This window comes from Anaerococcus urinomassiliensis, assembly GCF_900128425.1.
In the GTDB taxonomy this organism is placed as follows: Bacteria; Bacillota; Clostridia; order Tissierellales; family Peptoniphilaceae; genus Anaerococcus; species Anaerococcus urinomassiliensis.
This window is the reverse complement of the sequence record NZ_LT635782.1, coordinates 1069737-1088385: the sequence shown is the minus strand read 5'-3', so window position 1 is coordinate 1088385 and position 18649 is coordinate 1069737. Positions and strand designations below refer to the sequence as shown.

Here is an 18649-nt window from a genome sequence, read left to right as displayed (position 1 = left end):
GTGATATGGATAAAAAACTAAAAAAAGATTTTCAAAAGAAAATTATACGAAATAGGGACGCTCCTGAAAAGAATATGGATAGTAAACTTGTTCATTCAGATGATTATACTAACAAGATTATTAAGAGTAAGGATAGGTTCGGAGATAAAATTTCAGAAAAAGAATCTAAACTTATTCATGAGAATGTATTAGCTAAAGATCAAAAACAAGATAAACTAAAAGATTTTCAGAAGTCTAAAAACAAGGAAAGAATTAGAAAAGAAGTTTTAGATAATAAGAATAAGGCTGAAGAAACAAAACAAACTAATCTTGAAATAAGGACAGATGAAAGCTTTAAACTTGATGAAGACTTAGATGTAGACTTCAAAAAGGTAAATTTTGATAGTGTAAACAGTAGAAATATTAATTCTAATAAATTAACAACAGATGATATTTCAGCTAACTCTGAAGTAATAAGCAATAAGAAGGCATCAAGTAAAAGACAAGTTCTTAAAAATTACGAAGATAAACTTATCCATAGTAAGGATAAATTCCAAGACAAAATTAACGAGAGAGAGTCTAAGCGAATCCACACAAGTGAAGATAAACCTATCGAAGCAAAGAAAAGTAAGAGAATATATAGAAAAGAAAAGCTTGTTAAAGATGAAGTAAGTAAGAACGAGAATAATGCTAATATCGATAAAAAGCAAAAGCTTTATCAAGAAAAGAAGTTTAGAGATAAGGAAAAAATTTCTAAAGAGATAGATAAAGAAAATAAGCTAAGCGAAGTTGATACAGATAAAACTTTTGATAACCCTGAGTTTAAAGACAATAATCTTGAATTTATAAAAGATGAAAAGGAAACAAGCCTTAAACCTTCAGAACAAAAGAAAGTTAATAAAAAGAAGACCTACTACAAGAGAAAAAATTATGAGAGTGATAAATTTACTAGAAAGAAAATCGATGACTTAAAAAATGAATCTAAGAAAGTTACAACGAAAGATTCTAAGAAAGCACAAGATGTTAAAGATTTTATCTCAGACAAAAAGATTGGAGAGCTTGAAAAGTCTAAAAGTAAGCTAAAGGATAATATCTTAAAGAATAAAACTAAAGGAAGTCTATCCTCTGGGGTTTTATTATCTGGAGCTAAGTCATCAGAATTAGTGAGAGATTATTTAAGTTCAGGATCTGACAATACTGGTGTAGAATCTGGAGAAAAGACCGCTAATGTAAGCTCTAAACTTCAGCATGGAATAAGGAAGTATAAGCTAGACAAAAAGAAAAAGTCCTTAAAAAAGCTATCTAAACTAGATAAGAAAATAAGAAAGAGAAAAAGCAAGTTGGAGTTTAAAAGTGGCTTGGAAGATTTAAAAAAGTCAGACGCCTATATAAAGAAAAATAGATTTAAGAAGTTTTACCAGAGAAAGCAAATGAAGAGCATGATAGCTAAAAAGCACGAAACAAGACTTGTAGATAGGGTTAAAAAAGCTATTTTAAGTTTAGGTAAGGCTTCTAAAGAGCTAATCGTAAGAAAAAGCAAGATGGTTTTATTTCTAGTAATAGGACTAGGTCTTATGCTATCAATCATGATTGGTGGCGGAAGTGTTGGTATGAGTGGACTAAGCAATTCAGTAAACTCAGTAATGACAACAACATACCTATCACAAGACACAGTTCTAAGTGAAGTTAATCAAGAATTTTCATCAATGGAGTATGACCTACAATCACAAATCGAAAGTGTAAAGACAAGTCACCCTGGATATGACGAATATATCATAAACAAAGAAGGAGAAATTGGTCATAACACCCATGAACTTTTATCCTATATAACTTCAAGATGTGGAGAAGTAAAATCAGCATCTGATGTAAAAGGAATTTTAAAAGAACTTTTCGATAAGATGTATAAGCTTGATTTTAAGGAAGAAATTGAAATTAGAACAAGAACAGTAGCAAGAACTAGATATGATAGTCGTGGCAATCCTTATACTAGCTATGAAAAAGAAGAGTACGAATATAAAAAGTTAATTGTAACTTTAAAGAAAAAAGAAATGGATGAAGTTGTTAGGGAAATATTTAAAGATTATCCAGACAATATAGTTCATTATGAAGCTCTTCTTGAGGCTAAGGGGAATATGGGAGATGTTTTTGGATCAGGTAATGGGGACTTAGGAGAAATAGTAGATAATCCAAACTTTGGAAATCCTGGTCTTGCTTTTGATTCGGCTACTGCCAAGGCTCTTTTTAATGAAGCAGAAAAACATATAGACAAAAGATATGTGTTTGGAGCAAGTGGACCATCTAACTTTGACTGCTCTGGTTTTGTATGTTGGTCATTTACAAAGTCTGGTGTAAAGAGAATGCCAAGAACAACTGCATGGAGAATATACAAAGACTATTGTAATCCAGTAAGTCCAAGTGAAGCTCAACCTGGAGATATTATATTTTTCCACTCAACATATAACAGTGGAACACCAATATCTCACGTAGGAATATACGCAGGTAACGGAATGATGATTCACGCAGGAGATCCAATTCAATACACATCAATAAATTCAAAATATTGGAAATCACACTTTTATGGTTTTGGAAGACCAAGATAGAAGGGAGATATTATGTGAACAGAAAACTTATAAGTATTAGAAACAAAAAGAAAAAAATAGAAGAGAAGTTAAAAGATTTAAATGCAAAATACAAGGAAATTTGCGACGAAGAAATACAAGTTGAAAATGAAGAAATAATTGTAACTCTTAGGAGTAACAATATTAGCTTGGAAGAATTAATGGAGAAAATCAATGATAGAAAAAGAGAAGAAAAATTAAAAGAAAAGGAGAATATTCATAATGAAGAAATTTAATACGAACAGACTAAGAGCCTTTTTTATGGCTCTTTTATTAGTTTTAACATCAACTTCAACTACTAATGTACTAGCTAAAGCTGATGATACAGATGGTAGTAAAAAAGTGATAGAAAGTTCTATAAGTAATATTAATGATTTAGAAAATCAGATCAAAGACTTAAATGATAAGAAACAAGAAGACCAATCAAAGATAGATGAATTAAAGGAAAAGCTAGAATCTTGCAAAGATAATGGAGAGAACTTAAAACAAGAAAAATCTAAGTTAGAAGAAGAGATTAGAGATAAAGATAATAAGATTGCTCAATTGAATAAAGAAATTGAGAATCTTAAAAACTCCAATAATGATGAACTAATAGCAGAGATTACTCAGCTTAAAGATGAATTAAAAAGATTACAAGATGAAAATGCAAAACTAAAAGAAGATTATTCATCTACAAAATGGGAGTTAGAAGCTGAGAAAGAAAAGACTGATAAAAACGAAAATAAAGTCAAAGAAATGCAAGAAAAGCTCAAGTCTTTAGAAGGAGAACTTGCAAAGAAGACTAAAGAAATTGAGGATAAAGATAATAAAATTAAGGACTTAGAAAAAGCTCTTAATGAAAAAGATACTAAGATAAAAGACTTAGAGTCTAAAAAGAAAGAGACAGAAAATTCTAAGTCAGAATGCTTTAAGAAAATTGAAGAGCTTCAAAAGGCTATTGATAGTTTAAAAGAATCTTCTGAAAATACAAAAAAAGAATTAGAAGATAAGATTAAAGGACTAGAAGAAAAACAAAAAGCTTCTGAAGAAGAAATTAAAAAGCTAAAAGAAGAATTAGATAAGAAAATTGAAGAAGCAAAGAAGTTAATCGAGGAAGCAAATAAAAAATCTAAAGAAAAACTTGAAAAGCAAGCTAAAGATGAAAAAGATAAAAATCTAAATCAAGACTTATCTAAAAAATTAGATGAACTTCTAAAACATCAAAAAGAAAACAAAGAGAAGAAAGAAGATAAGAAATCTCAAGATAAAAAATGGGACGAACTTTTGAAAGCTGATGATAAGAACATCCTAAATCAATTTGATCTTAACAAGATGAAAAAGCAAGAGGAACAACAAGGTAAAAAACAAGTTAAAGATGAAAAAGAATTTGCAGTTTTCCAAGTAGACAAAAACTTCTATAACATTATCAACAAAGATGGTAAGACAACAGTCTATATGGACGTAAAAACTTATGTGGATCAAGGAAGAACTATGATTCCAGTAAGATATATCGCTTATACTCTAGGTTTTAATGTTGAGTATGACAACTCTACTCGTGAAGCTATTTTCTCAAACAAAGAGAATAATATCTTAGCTAAAAAGACATTAAGACTAAATATTGATACTGGTGTTATGAAAGATTCAGATGGAAAGGTCTACAATTCAGATGTTAAGCCAGTGATTATAAACGGAAGAATTCATGCTTCAATTTCAAATATTGCTAAAGATTTTGGAGCAAGTCATGGAGATATCAAAGATGGCAAAAACCAAACAATAGAATGGGACAATACTAGAAAAGCAGTCTATGTATTTAAAAATGTAAAATAAGAAAGGATAGAAAAATGAATAAGAGCATTAAACGAGGAGTAGCCATAGCGTTACTCCTTTTTACATTTACAGTACCAGCAACTACATTTGCGATGACAAATGAAGGGCAAATAGAAAATCAAAGTGAATCAATATATGAACCACAAAAAGAAGAATTTGAAAAAATGTTGAAAGATGATGTTTTTACACCATCAAAAGAAGAGATTCCTTATCAAGATGTTCCAAGAATACCAGGAAATACAAGTGAAGCAAATAAGCCTTCAAATAATCCTCCAAAGAAAACCCCACTTGTAAAAGGTGGTAATACAAAGGCAGTAAATAATCTTGCGACACAAGAAAATAAGGCAAGAGGTTCAGTAATTGAAAATGTAGATAGGAATGGAAAAGATATTACACCAAGTGGAGATACAGAAAAAGATAAAGAAAATCCAGTAGATGTAAGACAATTTTTAACATTTCAAACTAAAAGTGGAAAAACTATGCACCTAATAGTGGATCACTCATCAAATCAAGATAATGTAAGGCTATTGACAGAAGTAGGAGAGCAAGACCTACTTAATATGATTGAATCAGAAGATAAAAATACTATAAAGGTTGAAGAGCCTAAGAAAGAAGAAGTAAAAAAAGAAGAACCTAAGACTGTTCCAGTAAAAGAAGAAAAGAAAAGTGGAATAGGTTCATTTCTAATTGTTGCACTTGTAATTGGAGGAGTTATAGGAGCAGGATATTATTTTAAAGTAGTCAAAGCTAAGGAAGATAAAATGTTGGAAGACTTTGAAGAAGATGATGAGGATTATATTAGTGAGTCAGAAGATGAATCTGACAATGAAGAAAGTCATGAAGAATTTTTAGATGAAGATGATGAACTATTATAAATCTCAAGTCCTATCATCGAATAAACAATACAAAAATATGGTATAATTAAGTATAATGTTTGCCAGAGAGGAGGGATACTTTGGACTTAAAAGACTATCTTGGAGAAACGAATCTATATGATAAAAAAGAAAAATTAGAAAAGAACAAACCAAAGTCTTGGTTAAAGTCCGTATCAGCTTTTGCTAATGGTAGAGGTGGGAAACTAATATTTGGAGTAAAAGAAGATAACACAATTCTTGGACTTAGTGACTATCAAGAAGTTTCTGAAAATATTTCTGAAATCATAAAAATTAAAATGGATCCGAATCCAGAATTTGATATGGAAATCAAGGAGCTTGATGGAAAAGTTATATTGATTTTAAGTGTATTTGCTGGGAAGAATACACCATATTTTGTAGTTGATGGAGGAAGCAGAACTGCTTATAAAAGAGTAGGAAATCAAAGTGTCCCTGCAAGTCGAATTGATCTTTTTAATTTGTCTTTAAAGGGAGAACATATAAGTTACGATTCACTTCAGTCAAAGAAAAAAATTGAAGATGTAAGTTTTAAGGAACTTAAAATCGAGTACAAAGAAAGAACGGGAAAAGATTTTGAAGAAAAAGATTTGAAATCTTTCGGACTTGTAAATGATGAGGGAAATCTAACCATAGCAGGAGCTTTATTTGCAGATAACTATCAAGTTTATCAGTCAAGGGTATTTTGTACTAGGTGGAATGGGCTTACTAAAGCTAATGGGAGAATGGATGCCTTAGATGATATAGAATTTGAAGGAAATATAATTTATCTTTTAAAAGCTTCTTTAGACTTTGTGAAGAGAAATTCTAAAAAGATGTGGAAAAAAGGTCCAGTTTATAGAATAGAATATCCTGAATATCCTGAAAGAGCAGTCCAAGAAGCTCTAGTAAACGCATTAATCCACAGAGATTATTCTGTGATAGGAAGTGAAGTCCATGTAGATATCTATGATGACAGACTAGAAATATATTCTCCTGGAGGAATGTATGATGGAACTTTTGTTCAAGATCTAGATCCATTAAATGTATCTTCTACAAGAAGAAACCCAATTATAGCGGATGTATTTGCTAGAATGGATTTGATGGAAAGGAGAGGATCTGGACTTAGAAAAATAATAGAAGCTTATGAAACAGAAGAAAATTATAAAGAAAATTTAAAACCAGTCTTTAAGTCAACAGAATCTTCATTTACTACAATTCTAAAGAATTTAAATTATGACACTCAAAATGTCACCCAAAATGACGGTCAAAGTGAGGGGCAAAATGAGGGTGAAAATGAAGGTCAAAATGACGGTAAAAAGTTAAAACCAAAAGATAGACGAAATAAGATAGTGAAACTTATGAAAGAAAATTCAAACATAACAACAATTGAATTATCTCATATATTATTGGTGTCTGTAAGCACGATAGAAAGAGATTTAAAAATTCTCACAGATGAAAAAACAATCGAGTATATAGGTAGTGCTAAAGATGGATATTGGAAAGTAAACAAATAAAATTAAAAAAGAAAATAAAATTCTCCCGAAAATAATACGATATTCGGGAGAAATACTTTGAGCGAGAGAGAAATCTTTCGCTCTTTTTTTAATTTATGGAGGTATTAATGAAGTTAGTAATAGCAGAAAAGCCAAGTGTAGCAGTTACAATTGCAAAAGTAATTGGAGCAAGAACAAGAAAAAACGGATATTATGAGGGGAATGGATACATTGTTTCTTGGTGTGTAGGTCATTTAATTCAAATGGCAAGTCCAGATAAGATAGACGAAAAATGGAAGAAATGGACAATAGACACTCTTCCTATAATTCCAGAAGAATATATTTATGAAGTATCTAAAAGCACTAAAAAACAATATGGAATTTTAAAGAAAATTTTAAACGATAAGAACATCGATACAGTAATAAATGCTTGTGATGCTGGAAGAGAGGGAGAACTTATTTTTAGGCTTGTATATAATCAAGCTAAATGTAAAAAGAAGATTCAAAGACTTTGGATATCTTCAATGGAAAACAAAGCTATTGAAGATGGCTTTAGAAATCTTAAAAACGGAGAAAACTTTGAAGACTTATATAGAACAGCAAGTGCAAGAGCCATTGCAGATTGGCTGGTGGGAATGAATTTAAGTAGGCTTTATTCTTGCATTTACAAGGAAACATATTCAGTTGGTAGAGTACAAACACCAACCCTATATTTAATAGCTAAAAGAGATAGTGAAATAAACCTATTTAGGAAGCAAAAATATTATACAGTTGACCTATCTTATGAAGGATTGAAACTTGTATCTGATAGGATTGATGAATTTGAAGTTGCAGAACAACTATTAAACTTGCTAGAAGATGAAATAGTTATTACAGATGTAGAAGATAAAGATATAAGCACAAAACCAGATAAGCCTTATGATCTCACTACCTTACAAAGAGAAGCAAATAAATATTTTGGGTATTCAGCAAATGACACTTTAAATCTAGCACAAGGTCTGTATGAAAAAAAGCTAATCACATATCCAAGAACAGATAGCAGGTATTTAACAGATGATATGGTTAATACTATGAAAGAATTATTAGAAGGACTTGAAGATGATTTTAAGGTTAATGAGTCAAACTTTAAGTCTATTTTTAATTCATCTAAGGTTACAGACCACTATGCAATTATTCCTACTATATCAGGTATTGGAAAAGCTAAAGATATATCTGATAAAGAAAGCAAAATCTATAATCTAATTAAGAATAAATTACTTGCTTCATGTTCGGATAACTTAAAGGAATCTAGTAGAAAAATCAGATATGAATATGATAAATTTAACTTTAATGCAAGTGGCAAGACGGTAATAGATGAAGGTTATACCAAGTATCTAAAGACTTATGGAAAGGAAAGACAAGAAAATGAATTACCAGATGTAAAGACTGGAGATAAAATTAAGCTAACTTCTAAAAATATATCTGAGAAATTTACAAAAGCTCCAAGCCATTATAATGAAGATACACTTTTAAAGGCTATGGAGAGTGCAGGAGTAGAATCCTTGGATAAAGACATAGAAGTAGAAAGAAAAGGCTTAGGAACACCAGCTACAAGAGCAGGAATTATTGAAAATCTTATTCATAAGGATCTTATAAGAAGAGATAAGAAAAACTTACTTGTAACAGAAAAAGGCAATAGGCTTGTATCGATTGTAGAGGATAAGTTTAAATCAGCAGAAACAACATCTGAATGGGAAATGAAACTTGCAAAGATTAGCTTTGGCGAAGTTGATAAAGAAGACTTTTTAAGAGAAATAGAAGATAGTATAAGGGAGCTTGTAGATAGGTACAAGAATAATCTAAATGAATAAGGTAAAAATATTGGAGCTTTTCGGTGGCATAGGTGCTATTAGAAAGGCTTTTATTAATTTGAAGATACCTTATGAAGTTGTTGATTATGTAGAAATAGATAAGGCTTGTGTTAAATCATACAACGCACTTTATGGAGAAGACTATAAGCCAAAATCAGTAGTAGGATATAAAGCTCCTAATGAAAAGATAGACTTAGTTATGCATGGTAGTCCATGCCAAGACTTTTCAAGAATAGGAAAAAAGCAAGGAGGAGTTAAGAATTCAGGAACTAGATCAAGCTTACTATTTGAAACAATTAGAATAATAAAAGAAATGAAAGAAAAACCTAAATGGATAATTTGGGAAAATGTAAAGGGAGTCCTTGATAGAAATATGAGGGACTCCTTTTTTATTTATCTAAAGGAGTTAGAAGACCTTGGATATGAAAGTAAGTATGAAATTTTAAATGCAATGGACTTTGGGATACCTCAACAAAGGGAGAGGATATTTGTTGTTTCATGTCTAGGAGCAAATAACTTTTCTTTTAATAAATTGGAGAGGAAAGAAACAAGACCACTAAGTGAATTTTTAGAAAAGGATGTAAGTGAACTTTATACAATGACCCAACCTTATATGCTGAAATTTTTAAATAAAGGTATAGATAACAGTTTTAGAGGGCGACTAAAAGTGATTAAAGATTTTTCTTATACTATTTCCACAAAACAGATGAGAGTTCCTAATTCTGGAATAATCGATATAGGGAATGGAAAATATAGGTATTTAACAGAAAGAGAATGTTTAAGACTCATGGGTTTTAATGATAGTGATATAGACAAATTAGAGAAAGTACATCCAAGAAGAAAAAATTGCACATCAAGTAAATTATATAAGCAGGCCGGCAACTCTATTGTGGTTGATGTCTTAATGGTTATTATAGACGAAGTAAATATGATTATTTAATGCAAATATATGGTATAATTGTAGTAAATAACATTAAGAGGTAAGTTGGTGCTGGATAAAAAAGAAGAAAACTCATTAAAATCTAAATTATTATTGTGGTGGGGATATGTAAAAGACAATAAAATAAAATCATCTTTTAAGTTGATTCTTTTTATAATTCCTTTTGCACTGATGCACCCGTATTGTCTAGAAATATTCAATAAGCATATTGGAATTAGTATTGCAAGTCTTATAGTATTATTTACAATAAACGAATTTTTTGAGATAAAGGAACTTATTGAAATAAATACTAATGAGAAAAAATATAGAGAAAAAGAGAAAAAGTATAAGGAAGAGATAAATAAACTTACTGATATAGCTGTAAACCTAGGGGATATATTGGAAAGTGTACCAGATGATTTTTTAAGAGTTGTGTCAAAATATATGGAGCTTAAAAATAGTGATAGAATATCTTTATATGTAATGAAAAAAGATGATTTTAAAATTATTGGTAGATATAGCGAAAATCCTCTATATATTGAAAAAAGTGGAAGAGAATATGGTAATAAAGGATATATATTTAAATGTGTTGGAAATAGAAATGGAAAGCCATATTTTCATAGACAAGAACTCCCTGACTCAGAAACAAATATTAACGGATATGTTAGAGTGGTTAATCAAGAAACTGGTATGAGTAAAAAAAGTATAAAAAGTTTAAATATGAAGAGTAGATGCTACTTTACAAGGATAATAACTGGAACTGGAATGGAAAATGTTGGGGTTCTAGTGATTGAAACTATGAATTCGAGATTTAACATTGAAGCTGAAGAAATTAATTTTAAACTAGAAAAACTAGTAATACCACATTTAATTACGATACTGGAAATAAGTAATAAGTTGAAGGAGGATGAGTCTTATGAAAACTAAATTAAGAAATGTTTTACTATATATTGTTAAGAATTATCCTTACGGAGATGATTTAACAAAAACGAGAATAACCAAATTAGTCTATTTAATAGATTGGGAATATACAAAAAAATATGGGAAGCAAATGACGGAAATTTCATGGTATTTCGATCATTATGGTCCATACGTATCCGATGTGCTTGATGAGGCTGATGAAGATAAGACAGTTAGTATTCAAAGTACATTTTCAAATTTTGGTACTATTAAATATATAGTAAGACCTAAACATGATAAAGAATTAATACACTATGACGGCTTAGAGGTTAGCGAAATTGAAGTTATAAATGAAGTCTTTGAAAACACAAAGATGTTATCATGGAATCAATTCATTAATTATGTATATGATACTCCACCTATAAAAGAAAGTAGAAAGTATAGTCATTTAGATTTAACAAAATTTATTTAATGAGTAACTGTAATAAGACGGTAGAAGTAATAATCTATCGTCTTTTTTATTGCACTAAAAAGGAGGTAGGAAATGCAAGTAAATGATTTTAAGAATATACAAGAAGCTATAAAGTATGAAGTTTTGCAAGATGAAAAAGAATATTTAAAACTCTTAAAGGTTATAGGCAATAATCAGAAATATGATTTTTTCAGCCAACTAAGTATATACAACAAAGAACCTGAAGCTAGAGCTTGTGCGACTTTTGATATGTGGAAGAAATATTTTGGCAGAGTTGTTATGAGAGGAGAGAAGGGTATTCCAATTTTAGTTGGAAGTGATATAAATCAAAGAGTTTCATACATTTTTGATATTAGTCAGACCACATCAATGGATAGGAATATTAATGGGGTTAGCTTATGGCAGTTTGATCACGAAAACCATAATGAGGCTTTAAAAGAAATAATAAATGCTTCTTCATTTGAAGCGAGTGATTCACTTAATGAAAATATATTTTCTTTAAGTCGAATTTATGGAGATGAATACATTAACTTGGCTCTTGCTGATTTGAGAATAGATATAGAGGATAGACTTAGCTTTGAAAAGTTTATGAGGGACTCAATATCCTGTGCAGTAGCTAATAGGTTTAATACAGTCTACCCTATGGATATGGAAAATTTAAAAAATAATTTTTCTAGGATTAATACAATTTCTTTAGAACAGATAGGTCTTGTAATATCAAGGGTTAGTGAAGATATTATAGATAGCACAATAGAAAAATCTAAGGAAATGGATCGAGCTAGGCTGCTGACAGAAAGAGCCGCTGCCGACTATAATAGAGATATAGAAAATATAAATGAAGATAGAGGAGGTCAAAATGATTTATATAGACGAGATGATAGGTCAAGAATTAGAGATGGACGAGTTTTCACAGATGGAAGCGACAGAAGAAATAGCGATGAAGATCGAAGAGAAAACCTTGGACATGATGGAGAAGGATCTGGAATTTATGGAGAAATTTCCGAATCCAACATACGCAGTTCTAAGACTGTCTTACCTAGTAGGGAGCGAGGACATGGAGAACTGGAAGAAACTTCAGAAAATGTACGAGGAGAAAACACTTTTGAATCATCTGAAGGAAATTCAGAATCAGGCAGTGGACTTTATCAAGAGAGAGAAAGTCAAAATGATGAAAGCTCAAGGATTGACAGAGAAGATAATGAGAGAGAATCCAGAGGAATACCAAGGACAGATGAACAACTTGATGGCAACAGTGAAAAAGATGGCAATCAAGGAATACGTGGAAGCTTAGAAAATGAAATAAGCCAAGAAAAGGAAGCTGATGAAGCTTCTTTTTTTGATGGCAAAAACACTGAAAATAGAAAAGATTATTGGATTATAGAATTTAATGAAAACCACGAATTAGTTCCCGATTATAGTGGGCAGATAGTAACCAAAGAATTAATAAATGTCCTAAGACAAAAGGATATTGATGTTAAAGACCATAATCAAACTTATGGAGAAAATGAATTTGGAGAAATGACTGATGATTATATCGGATATTTCAAATTCTATTTTGACCACTATGTAGACGGCGAAGTTGTAGAGCATTATAGGATTGACCTTGGTGATGGTGAAGAAGTAAATGAGCGTGAATTTTCATATTTAGAAGAACAAGTTGCACTAAGTGAGGAAAAAGCTTCACAAGAAGAAATTAAGGAAAAGATAGAACCTAAATTTAAGATAGGTGATCAGGTTAGATATAAAGATAAGGACTTTACTATTACAGATTTTGATGAACTAAGTGGAGGACTTAAAACTGTCACTATCAGAGATAATATGGAATATATGGGAGGCATGATTAGGGGTTCGGAAGTAATTCCATATAGAAACGATTCATACCTTGAAGAAATCTTTGAAAATCTAAGTCAAACATCAGAAAAACTAGCAGTAAAGGTTGGTAAGGAATTTATTTTAGAAGATGAGGATATCTTTGATGGAATTAACTTAATTGAAACAGGAACTAAGGTGGAAGTTAATGGGGAAGAAATCCCCTTATATAAGGGTGAAACATTTGAAGAAAGTAGAAAGATTGATGACCTTTTAGATAGTGGAAATTATGAGATATACAAATTATCTGAGCATGAAAAACAAATTGAAAGACAAGTAGAACAAGAAAGCTTTATTGATAACTACAATCCAGAAATTGACCAAATGATGGATAGATACAATGTGCCTAGGGAAGCAGCCGAAAACTTATTGAGGGGTAAAGAGGATTTAAAAAATCTAGGCTATGAACCTAATAAGGAAAGGCTAAGTTTTGCTAGAAATTATGACTTAAAAAATCATATCTACTCAGAATACCTTACACCATCAGAAAGACTAGATAAAAATATCAAAGCTATTAAAATGCTCAAAAGACTTGAAAATGAAAATAGGAGTCCAAGAGAATATGAACAAGCCTATCTTGCTGACTATTTAGGTTGGGGAGGTCTTTCCGATGTTTTTGATGAAGAAAAAGGAGGTCAATGGCTAGAATCAAGAAATATTTTAAAAGAAAATCTAACAAATGAAGAGTATTTGAATGCTAAAGAGTCTACTCTAACATCATTTTATACACCTAGAGAGGTAATGGATGGAATATATAAGATTCTAACAGATATGGGATTCAAGACTGGGAATATCCTTGAACCGTCTGCAGGAGTTGGTAATTTCATTGGTAATATGCCAAGTGAAATACGAAACTCTAAAGTCTATGGAGTAGAAAAAGATAGTCTAAGCGGAAGAATAGTAAAAGAACTTTATCCTGAAGCTAACATTCAAATTAAAGGCTTTGAAGAAACAAACTTCTCAAACAATTTCTTTGATTTAGTAATTGGGAATGTTCCCTTTGGAGATTTTAAAGTTAACGATCGTGAATATAACAGAAATAACTTTCTGATTCACGATTATTTTTTTGCAAAGTCAATAGATAAGGTAAGAAATGGAGGAATTATCGCCTTCATAACTTCATCTGGAACTATGGATAAAAAAGATGAATCTGTTAGAAAATATATTAATGCAAGATGTGAATTTTTAGGAGCTATGAGGCTACCTAATACAACATTTAAAGGACTTGCTGGTACAGAAGTTACTTCAGATATTATTTTCTTAAAGAAGAGAGATTCAGTTATAGAAAGAGATGATGATTGGATACACCTATCAACTGATAAAAAGGGTTTGACCTATAATAAATACTTTGTAGATAATCCTCAAATGGTATTAGGGGATATGAAAGAAGTATCTGGAAGATTTGGAAATACAATTACTTGTGATGAAAAAGAAGACGAAAATCTAAAGGATTTAATGGATCTTGCAAGTAAGGAAATATCTTCAAATTCAAAATATGAAGAAGTCGAGCTATTGGAAGATGAAGAATTAAGTCTTCCAGCAACAGATGATGTTAAGAATTTTTCCTATACCATCATTGATGAAGAAGTCTACCTAAGAGAAAACTCAGTATTAATTAAGCAGAATATATCAGATAAAAATAAAGAAAAGATAAAAGATTATCTTGATGTAATGAATGCTTTAAAAGATGTAATAGAAAAGCAAAAGGACGATTTTTCAGACGAAGAAATAGAAGAGTCACAAGCAAAGTTAAATGAGGTCTATGATAACTTTTCAAAGAAACATGGCTTTATTAATTCCTTATCAAACACTAGAGCCTTAAAGGAAGACTCAAACTTTTCTTTGGTTTCATCAATAGAAATACTTGATGATGAGGATAATTTCAAAGCTAAGAGTGATATATTCTCAAAAAGAACAATAACAAAGGCAAAGGTAGTAGACCATGTAGATACTTCTCTTGAAGCTTTAGTTTTATCAGTTTCACAAAAAGGATATGTAGATTTTGAATATATGGAATCTATCACTAATAAAGATAGCGATACTTTAATTGGTGAGCTTGAGGGCGAGATTTTTTTAGATATTAAGGACACAGACCTAATAAATAACAGAATGCCCTTTGAAAACTTTAATAATGACGATCCCTTTCACTTTTCATATGTATCGGCTGATGAGTATCTAAGTGGCAATATTAGAGAAAAGATTGGTTATCTCAATTCATATATAGGAGAAATTGAAAATGTAATAGATTTAGCACCTTCTGAAAAGAAAGATACATTATTAAACGAGTTAGGCAAGCTCAAATATCAAAGAGAAAAATTACAAGAAGTTATGCCTGAAGAACTCACTGCTTCTGATATAAATGTAAGGTTAGGAGCAACTTGGATACCTCAAAAAGATTTAGAAGACTTTACTTTTAATCTTTTAAAAACGCCAGGTTATGATAGGTGGAATATAAATGTTAGGTTTTCGCCACATACAAGTGAATGGAATATTGAAGGTAAAAGTGTTGACTCGACTAATGACCTTGCTAACATGACTTATGGTACAAGTAGAGTGAATGCCTATAAGCTAATTGAAAATGCTCTTAATCTAAAAGATACAAAGGTATTTGATCAAGTAATAAATGATGATGGGTCTAAGACTTCTGTATTAAACAAAAAAGAAACTATGCTTGCAAGTCAGAAGCAAGAACTGATTAAAGAAGAATTTAAGAATTGGATATTTGAAGATCCTGATAGAAGATATAGGTTAGAAAAAATTTATAATGAAAAATTTAACTCAATTAGAAATAGAGAATTTGATGGTTCTAACTTAACTTTTGATGGAATGAATACAGAAATCAGACTTCGAGAGCATCAAAAAAACGCCATAGCAAGAACTCTTTATGGTGGAAATACACTACTTGCCCATGTAGTAGGAGCAGGAAAAACTTTTGAAATGGTAGCTTCTGCTATGGAATCTAAAAAGTTAGGACTTGCAAGTAAATCATTATTTGTAGTTCCTAACCATCTAACTACTCAAATTGGTAGGGAGTTTATGCAATTATATCCGTCAGCAAACATTATGGTGGCCGATAAAAAAGACTTTCAACCGAAAAATAGAAAAAGATTTATTGGAAGGATTGCAACAGGAGAATATGACGCAGTCATCATAGGACACTCTCAATTTGAAAAAATACCAATGTCTAAGGAATACCAAGTTAGACATATACAAGACCAAATAGACGATATAGTTTCCTTTATTGATGAGAATAAAAGAAATAGAGGGGAAAATTTCACAGTAAAACAACTGGAAAAGACAAAGAAGAAGCTTTTGGTAAGACTGGAAAAACTAAATGATGATTTTAAAAAAGATGATGTAATAACCTTTGAAGAGCTAGGAGTAGATAAGTTATTTATAGACGAAGCTCATAATTACAAAAACCTATTTTTGCATACAAAGATGAGAAATGTTGCGGGTATCGGTCAGAGTGAAGCCTTTAAGTCTTCGGATATGTATATGAAATGTAGGTATATGGATGAAATGACAGATGGTAAGGGAGTTGTATTTGCTACTGGTACACCAATATCAAATTCAATGACAGAGCTTTATACAATGCAAAGATACCTTCAATATGACGATTTAAAAACAAGAGGATTAGAACATTTTGATGCCTGGGCTTCTACTTTTGGAGAAACAGAAAACACATTTGAATTATCTCCAGAAGGCACTGGATATAGGCAAAAGACAAGATTTTCAAAGTTTTATAACTTGCCAGAACTGATGAGCATGTTTAAAGAAGTAGCAGATATAAAGACTTCAGATATGTTAAATTTGCCAGTGCCAGAAGCAAATTTTGAAGTTATTAAAACAAAACCTACTGAGGAACAAAAAGAAATATTAGAAGCTATTTCAGAAAGAGCAGACGCAGTTAGAAACAACCAAGTCGAACCAACAGAAGATAACATGCTAAAGATTACAAATGATGGTAAAAAACTTGCCCTTGACCAAAGATTAATAAATCCATTACTTCCAGATGATCCTAATTCAAAGGTAAATGTATGTGTTAAAAATATCTTTTCAATCTGGGATAAGACAAAAGAAGATTCATCGACTCAATTAGTATTTTCGGATATGTCCACACCAAAAGGAGATGGAGAATTTAATATTTATGATGATATTAGAAATAAGCTAGTGAATATGGGAATACCTAAAGAAGAAATAGCCTTTATCCACGAAGCAGATACAGACAAACAAAAAGATGAACTATTCTCCAAGGTAAGAAGAGGAGAAGTAAGAGTATTATTAGGCTCTACACAAAAAATGGGAGCAGGTACAAATGTACAAAATAAACTAATAGCCTTACATGATTTAGACGTCCCTTGGAGACCATCTGACCTAGAGCAAAGAAGTGGTAGAATTGTTCGTCAAGGTAATGAAAATGATAAGGTAAATATATTTAGATATGTAACTGAGAATACCTTCGATGCTTATTTATGGCAGACAATAGAGAATAAGCAAAAATTCATTTCTCAAATTATGACAAGCAAGACACCTGTGCGTGTTGCAGAAGATGTTGATGAAGCAAGCCTATCTTATTCAGAAATTAAGGCTCTAGCTACGGGGAATCCTCTAATTAAAGAAAAAATGGATTTAGATAACGAAGTTACAAAATTAAAAATGCTTGAAGCAAACTACAAGTCTAATAAATATAAGCTTGAAGATAAGGTAAATAAAATTTATCCTCAAAGTATTTTAAAAACTGAAATGGAAATACAAGAAGTTAAAGAAGATATTGCAAATGTTGAGAAATTAGGAGAAGGAGATAGCAAATTTACTTCAATAAGTCTTGGTGCAAATAAGATTTTAGATAAGAAAGAGGCTGGAGAGAAGCTATTAGAAGAAATAAAAAAGGTAAAGATAAATGATAGTAAGGTTATTGGTAAATATAGGAATTTAGACTTACAAGTTTCATATAACTTTATGACTAATGCTCACACCTTTAAACTTCTAGGAAAAGCAGAATACTTTGGAGAGTTTTCAAACTCTACTGATGGTAATATAACAAGGCTCGATAATGCCATTGAAAAAATACCTTCAAGACTTGAGAAGTTAAATCAAAACCTTGAAAACTATAAAGAATCTTTAGAAAATGCCAAAGTAGAATTAACTAAACCATTTGAAAAAGCAGATGAGTTAAGGGATAAGACACTAAGATTAGCTGAGATTAATAAACTTTTAGATATGGGAGAAGTAGAAGAATTAGAAAACCAATCACCACTATTAGAAGATTTAAAGAGGGCGATAGTAGATTATTCTAACTATGAGTTTTCGGAATCTAATAGCTATGAAGACTTTGACAAGCTATATCCTGATTTAAGCCATATAGGACTTGCCTATACAGAAACACCTGATGGTAAGCACTCTATCCAATATGAGGTAAATTTGGAAGAAAAAACATGGACTCAGTATGTAGATGATGTAGCTATTAGAACAGAATCTTTTGTAGAAGAAGATATATCTAACTCACAAGCCATTAAAGATATGACCGAAGTCATAAAGATGTCAAGTTTTGATGATCTGGTATCAGTTGATGAAGAAGATTTAAAACAAGCTTTAGGCTTAGAAATAGATAATGATGGAAACTTCTATGATCCACTAGCAAAAGATCTTGATAATGATGGAATACCAGATAGGTATGACAATGATTTTAAAGATAGTGATTACTTTGAATCAACTTATGATGTAGAGGATAATCTTCACGCAAGGGAAGAGAAGCCATCAATATTGGGACAAATATCAAAATTTAAATCAGAAGAAGAAAAAGATAAAAATCAAGTAAAAAGTGAAAAAGGACAAGAAAGATAGAGGAGGGGGAAAGGCTCTCCTTAT

9 protein-coding genes and 1 pseudogene are annotated in these 18649 nt (G+C 30.9%); all 10 read left to right on the top strand.

Annotation, left to right across the window (positions count from 1 at the left end; genetic code table 11):
- Positions 1-5: 5 nt before the first annotated feature.
- A complete protein-coding gene (locus BQ7474_RS06235) occupies positions 6-2579 on the top strand; it encodes a CD1108 family mobile element protein (protein ID WP_073998088.1) in 2574 nt (857 codons plus the stop codon).
- Between the two features lie 14 nt (positions 2580-2593).
- On the top strand, positions 2594-2833 hold the full coding sequence (locus BQ7474_RS06230) for a hypothetical protein (protein ID WP_073998087.1): 240 nt from the start codon (positions 2594-2596) through the stop codon (positions 2831-2833).
- Positions 2820-4403, top strand: coding sequence for a stalk domain-containing protein (locus BQ7474_RS06225; RefSeq protein ID WP_073998086.1), 1584 nt, complete (start codon positions 2820-2822; stop codon positions 4401-4403). The genes BQ7474_RS06230 and BQ7474_RS06225 overlap by 14 nt, the downstream gene beginning before the upstream one ends.
- Positions 4404-4417: 14 nt before the next feature.
- Positions 4418-5278, top strand: a complete 861-nt coding sequence (locus BQ7474_RS06220) for a CD1107 family mobile element protein (protein WP_073998085.1) — start codon at positions 4418-4420, stop codon at positions 5276-5278.
- An 80-nt stretch (positions 5279-5358) separates the two neighbouring features.
- Positions 5359-6789 carry an AlbA family DNA-binding domain-containing protein gene (locus BQ7474_RS06215; RefSeq protein ID WP_073998084.1) on the top strand — a complete coding sequence of 477 codons (1431 nt, stop codon included), beginning with the start codon at positions 5359-5361 and terminating at the stop codon, positions 6787-6789.
- Positions 6790-6896: 107 nt separating this feature from the next.
- Positions 6897-8618 (top strand): DNA topoisomerase 3, encoded by a 1722-nt coding sequence (locus BQ7474_RS06210; protein ID WP_073998083.1) that lies wholly within the window; start codon positions 6897-6899, stop codon positions 8616-8618.
- On the top strand, positions 8611-9558 hold the full coding sequence (locus tag BQ7474_RS06205; RefSeq protein WP_073998082.1) for a DNA cytosine methyltransferase: 948 nt from the start codon (positions 8611-8613) through the stop codon (positions 9556-9558). The genes BQ7474_RS06210 and BQ7474_RS06205 overlap by 8 nt, the downstream gene beginning before the upstream one ends.
- A 48-nt stretch (positions 9559-9606) precedes the next feature.
- The gene (locus BQ7474_RS06200; RefSeq protein WP_143179987.1) at positions 9607-10464 is read left to right on the top strand and encodes a hypothetical protein; all 858 of its coding nucleotides are present in this window, start codon (positions 9607-9609) and stop codon (positions 10462-10464) included.
- The gene (locus BQ7474_RS06195; RefSeq protein ID WP_073998080.1) at positions 10454-10909 is read left to right on the top strand and encodes a Panacea domain-containing protein; all 456 of its coding nucleotides are present in this window, start codon (positions 10454-10456) and stop codon (positions 10907-10909) included. Before BQ7474_RS06200 ends, BQ7474_RS06195 begins: the two co-directional genes overlap by 11 nt.
- A gap of 1872 nt (positions 10910-12781) precedes the next feature.
- Positions 12782-18625: pseudogene (locus tag BQ7474_RS06190) on the top strand (helicase-related protein); the annotation flags it as partial.
- Positions 18626-18649: the final 24 nt, after the last annotated feature.

Bases quoted from the DNA above. Each gene is read 5' to 3' on its own strand.
- BQ7474_RS06205 (WP_073998082.1), top strand. From the start codon at position 8,611: ATGAATAAGGTAAAAATATTGGAGCTTTTCGGTGGCATAGGTGCTATT.
- BQ7474_RS06225 (WP_073998086.1), top strand. From the start codon at position 2,820: ATGAAGAAATTTAATACGAACAGACTAAGAGCCTTTTTTATGGCTCTT.
- BQ7474_RS06220 (WP_073998085.1), top strand. From the start codon at position 4,418: ATGAATAAGAGCATTAAACGAGGAGTAGCCATAGCGTTACTCCTTTTT.
- BQ7474_RS06235 (WP_073998088.1), top strand. From the start codon at position 6: ATGGATAAAAAACTAAAAAAAGATTTTCAAAAGAAAATTATACGAAAT.
- BQ7474_RS06195 (WP_073998080.1), top strand. From the start codon at position 10,454: ATGAAAACTAAATTAAGAAATGTTTTACTATATATTGTTAAGAATTAT.
- BQ7474_RS06210 (WP_073998083.1), top strand. From the start codon at position 6,897: ATGAAGTTAGTAATAGCAGAAAAGCCAAGTGTAGCAGTTACAATTGCA.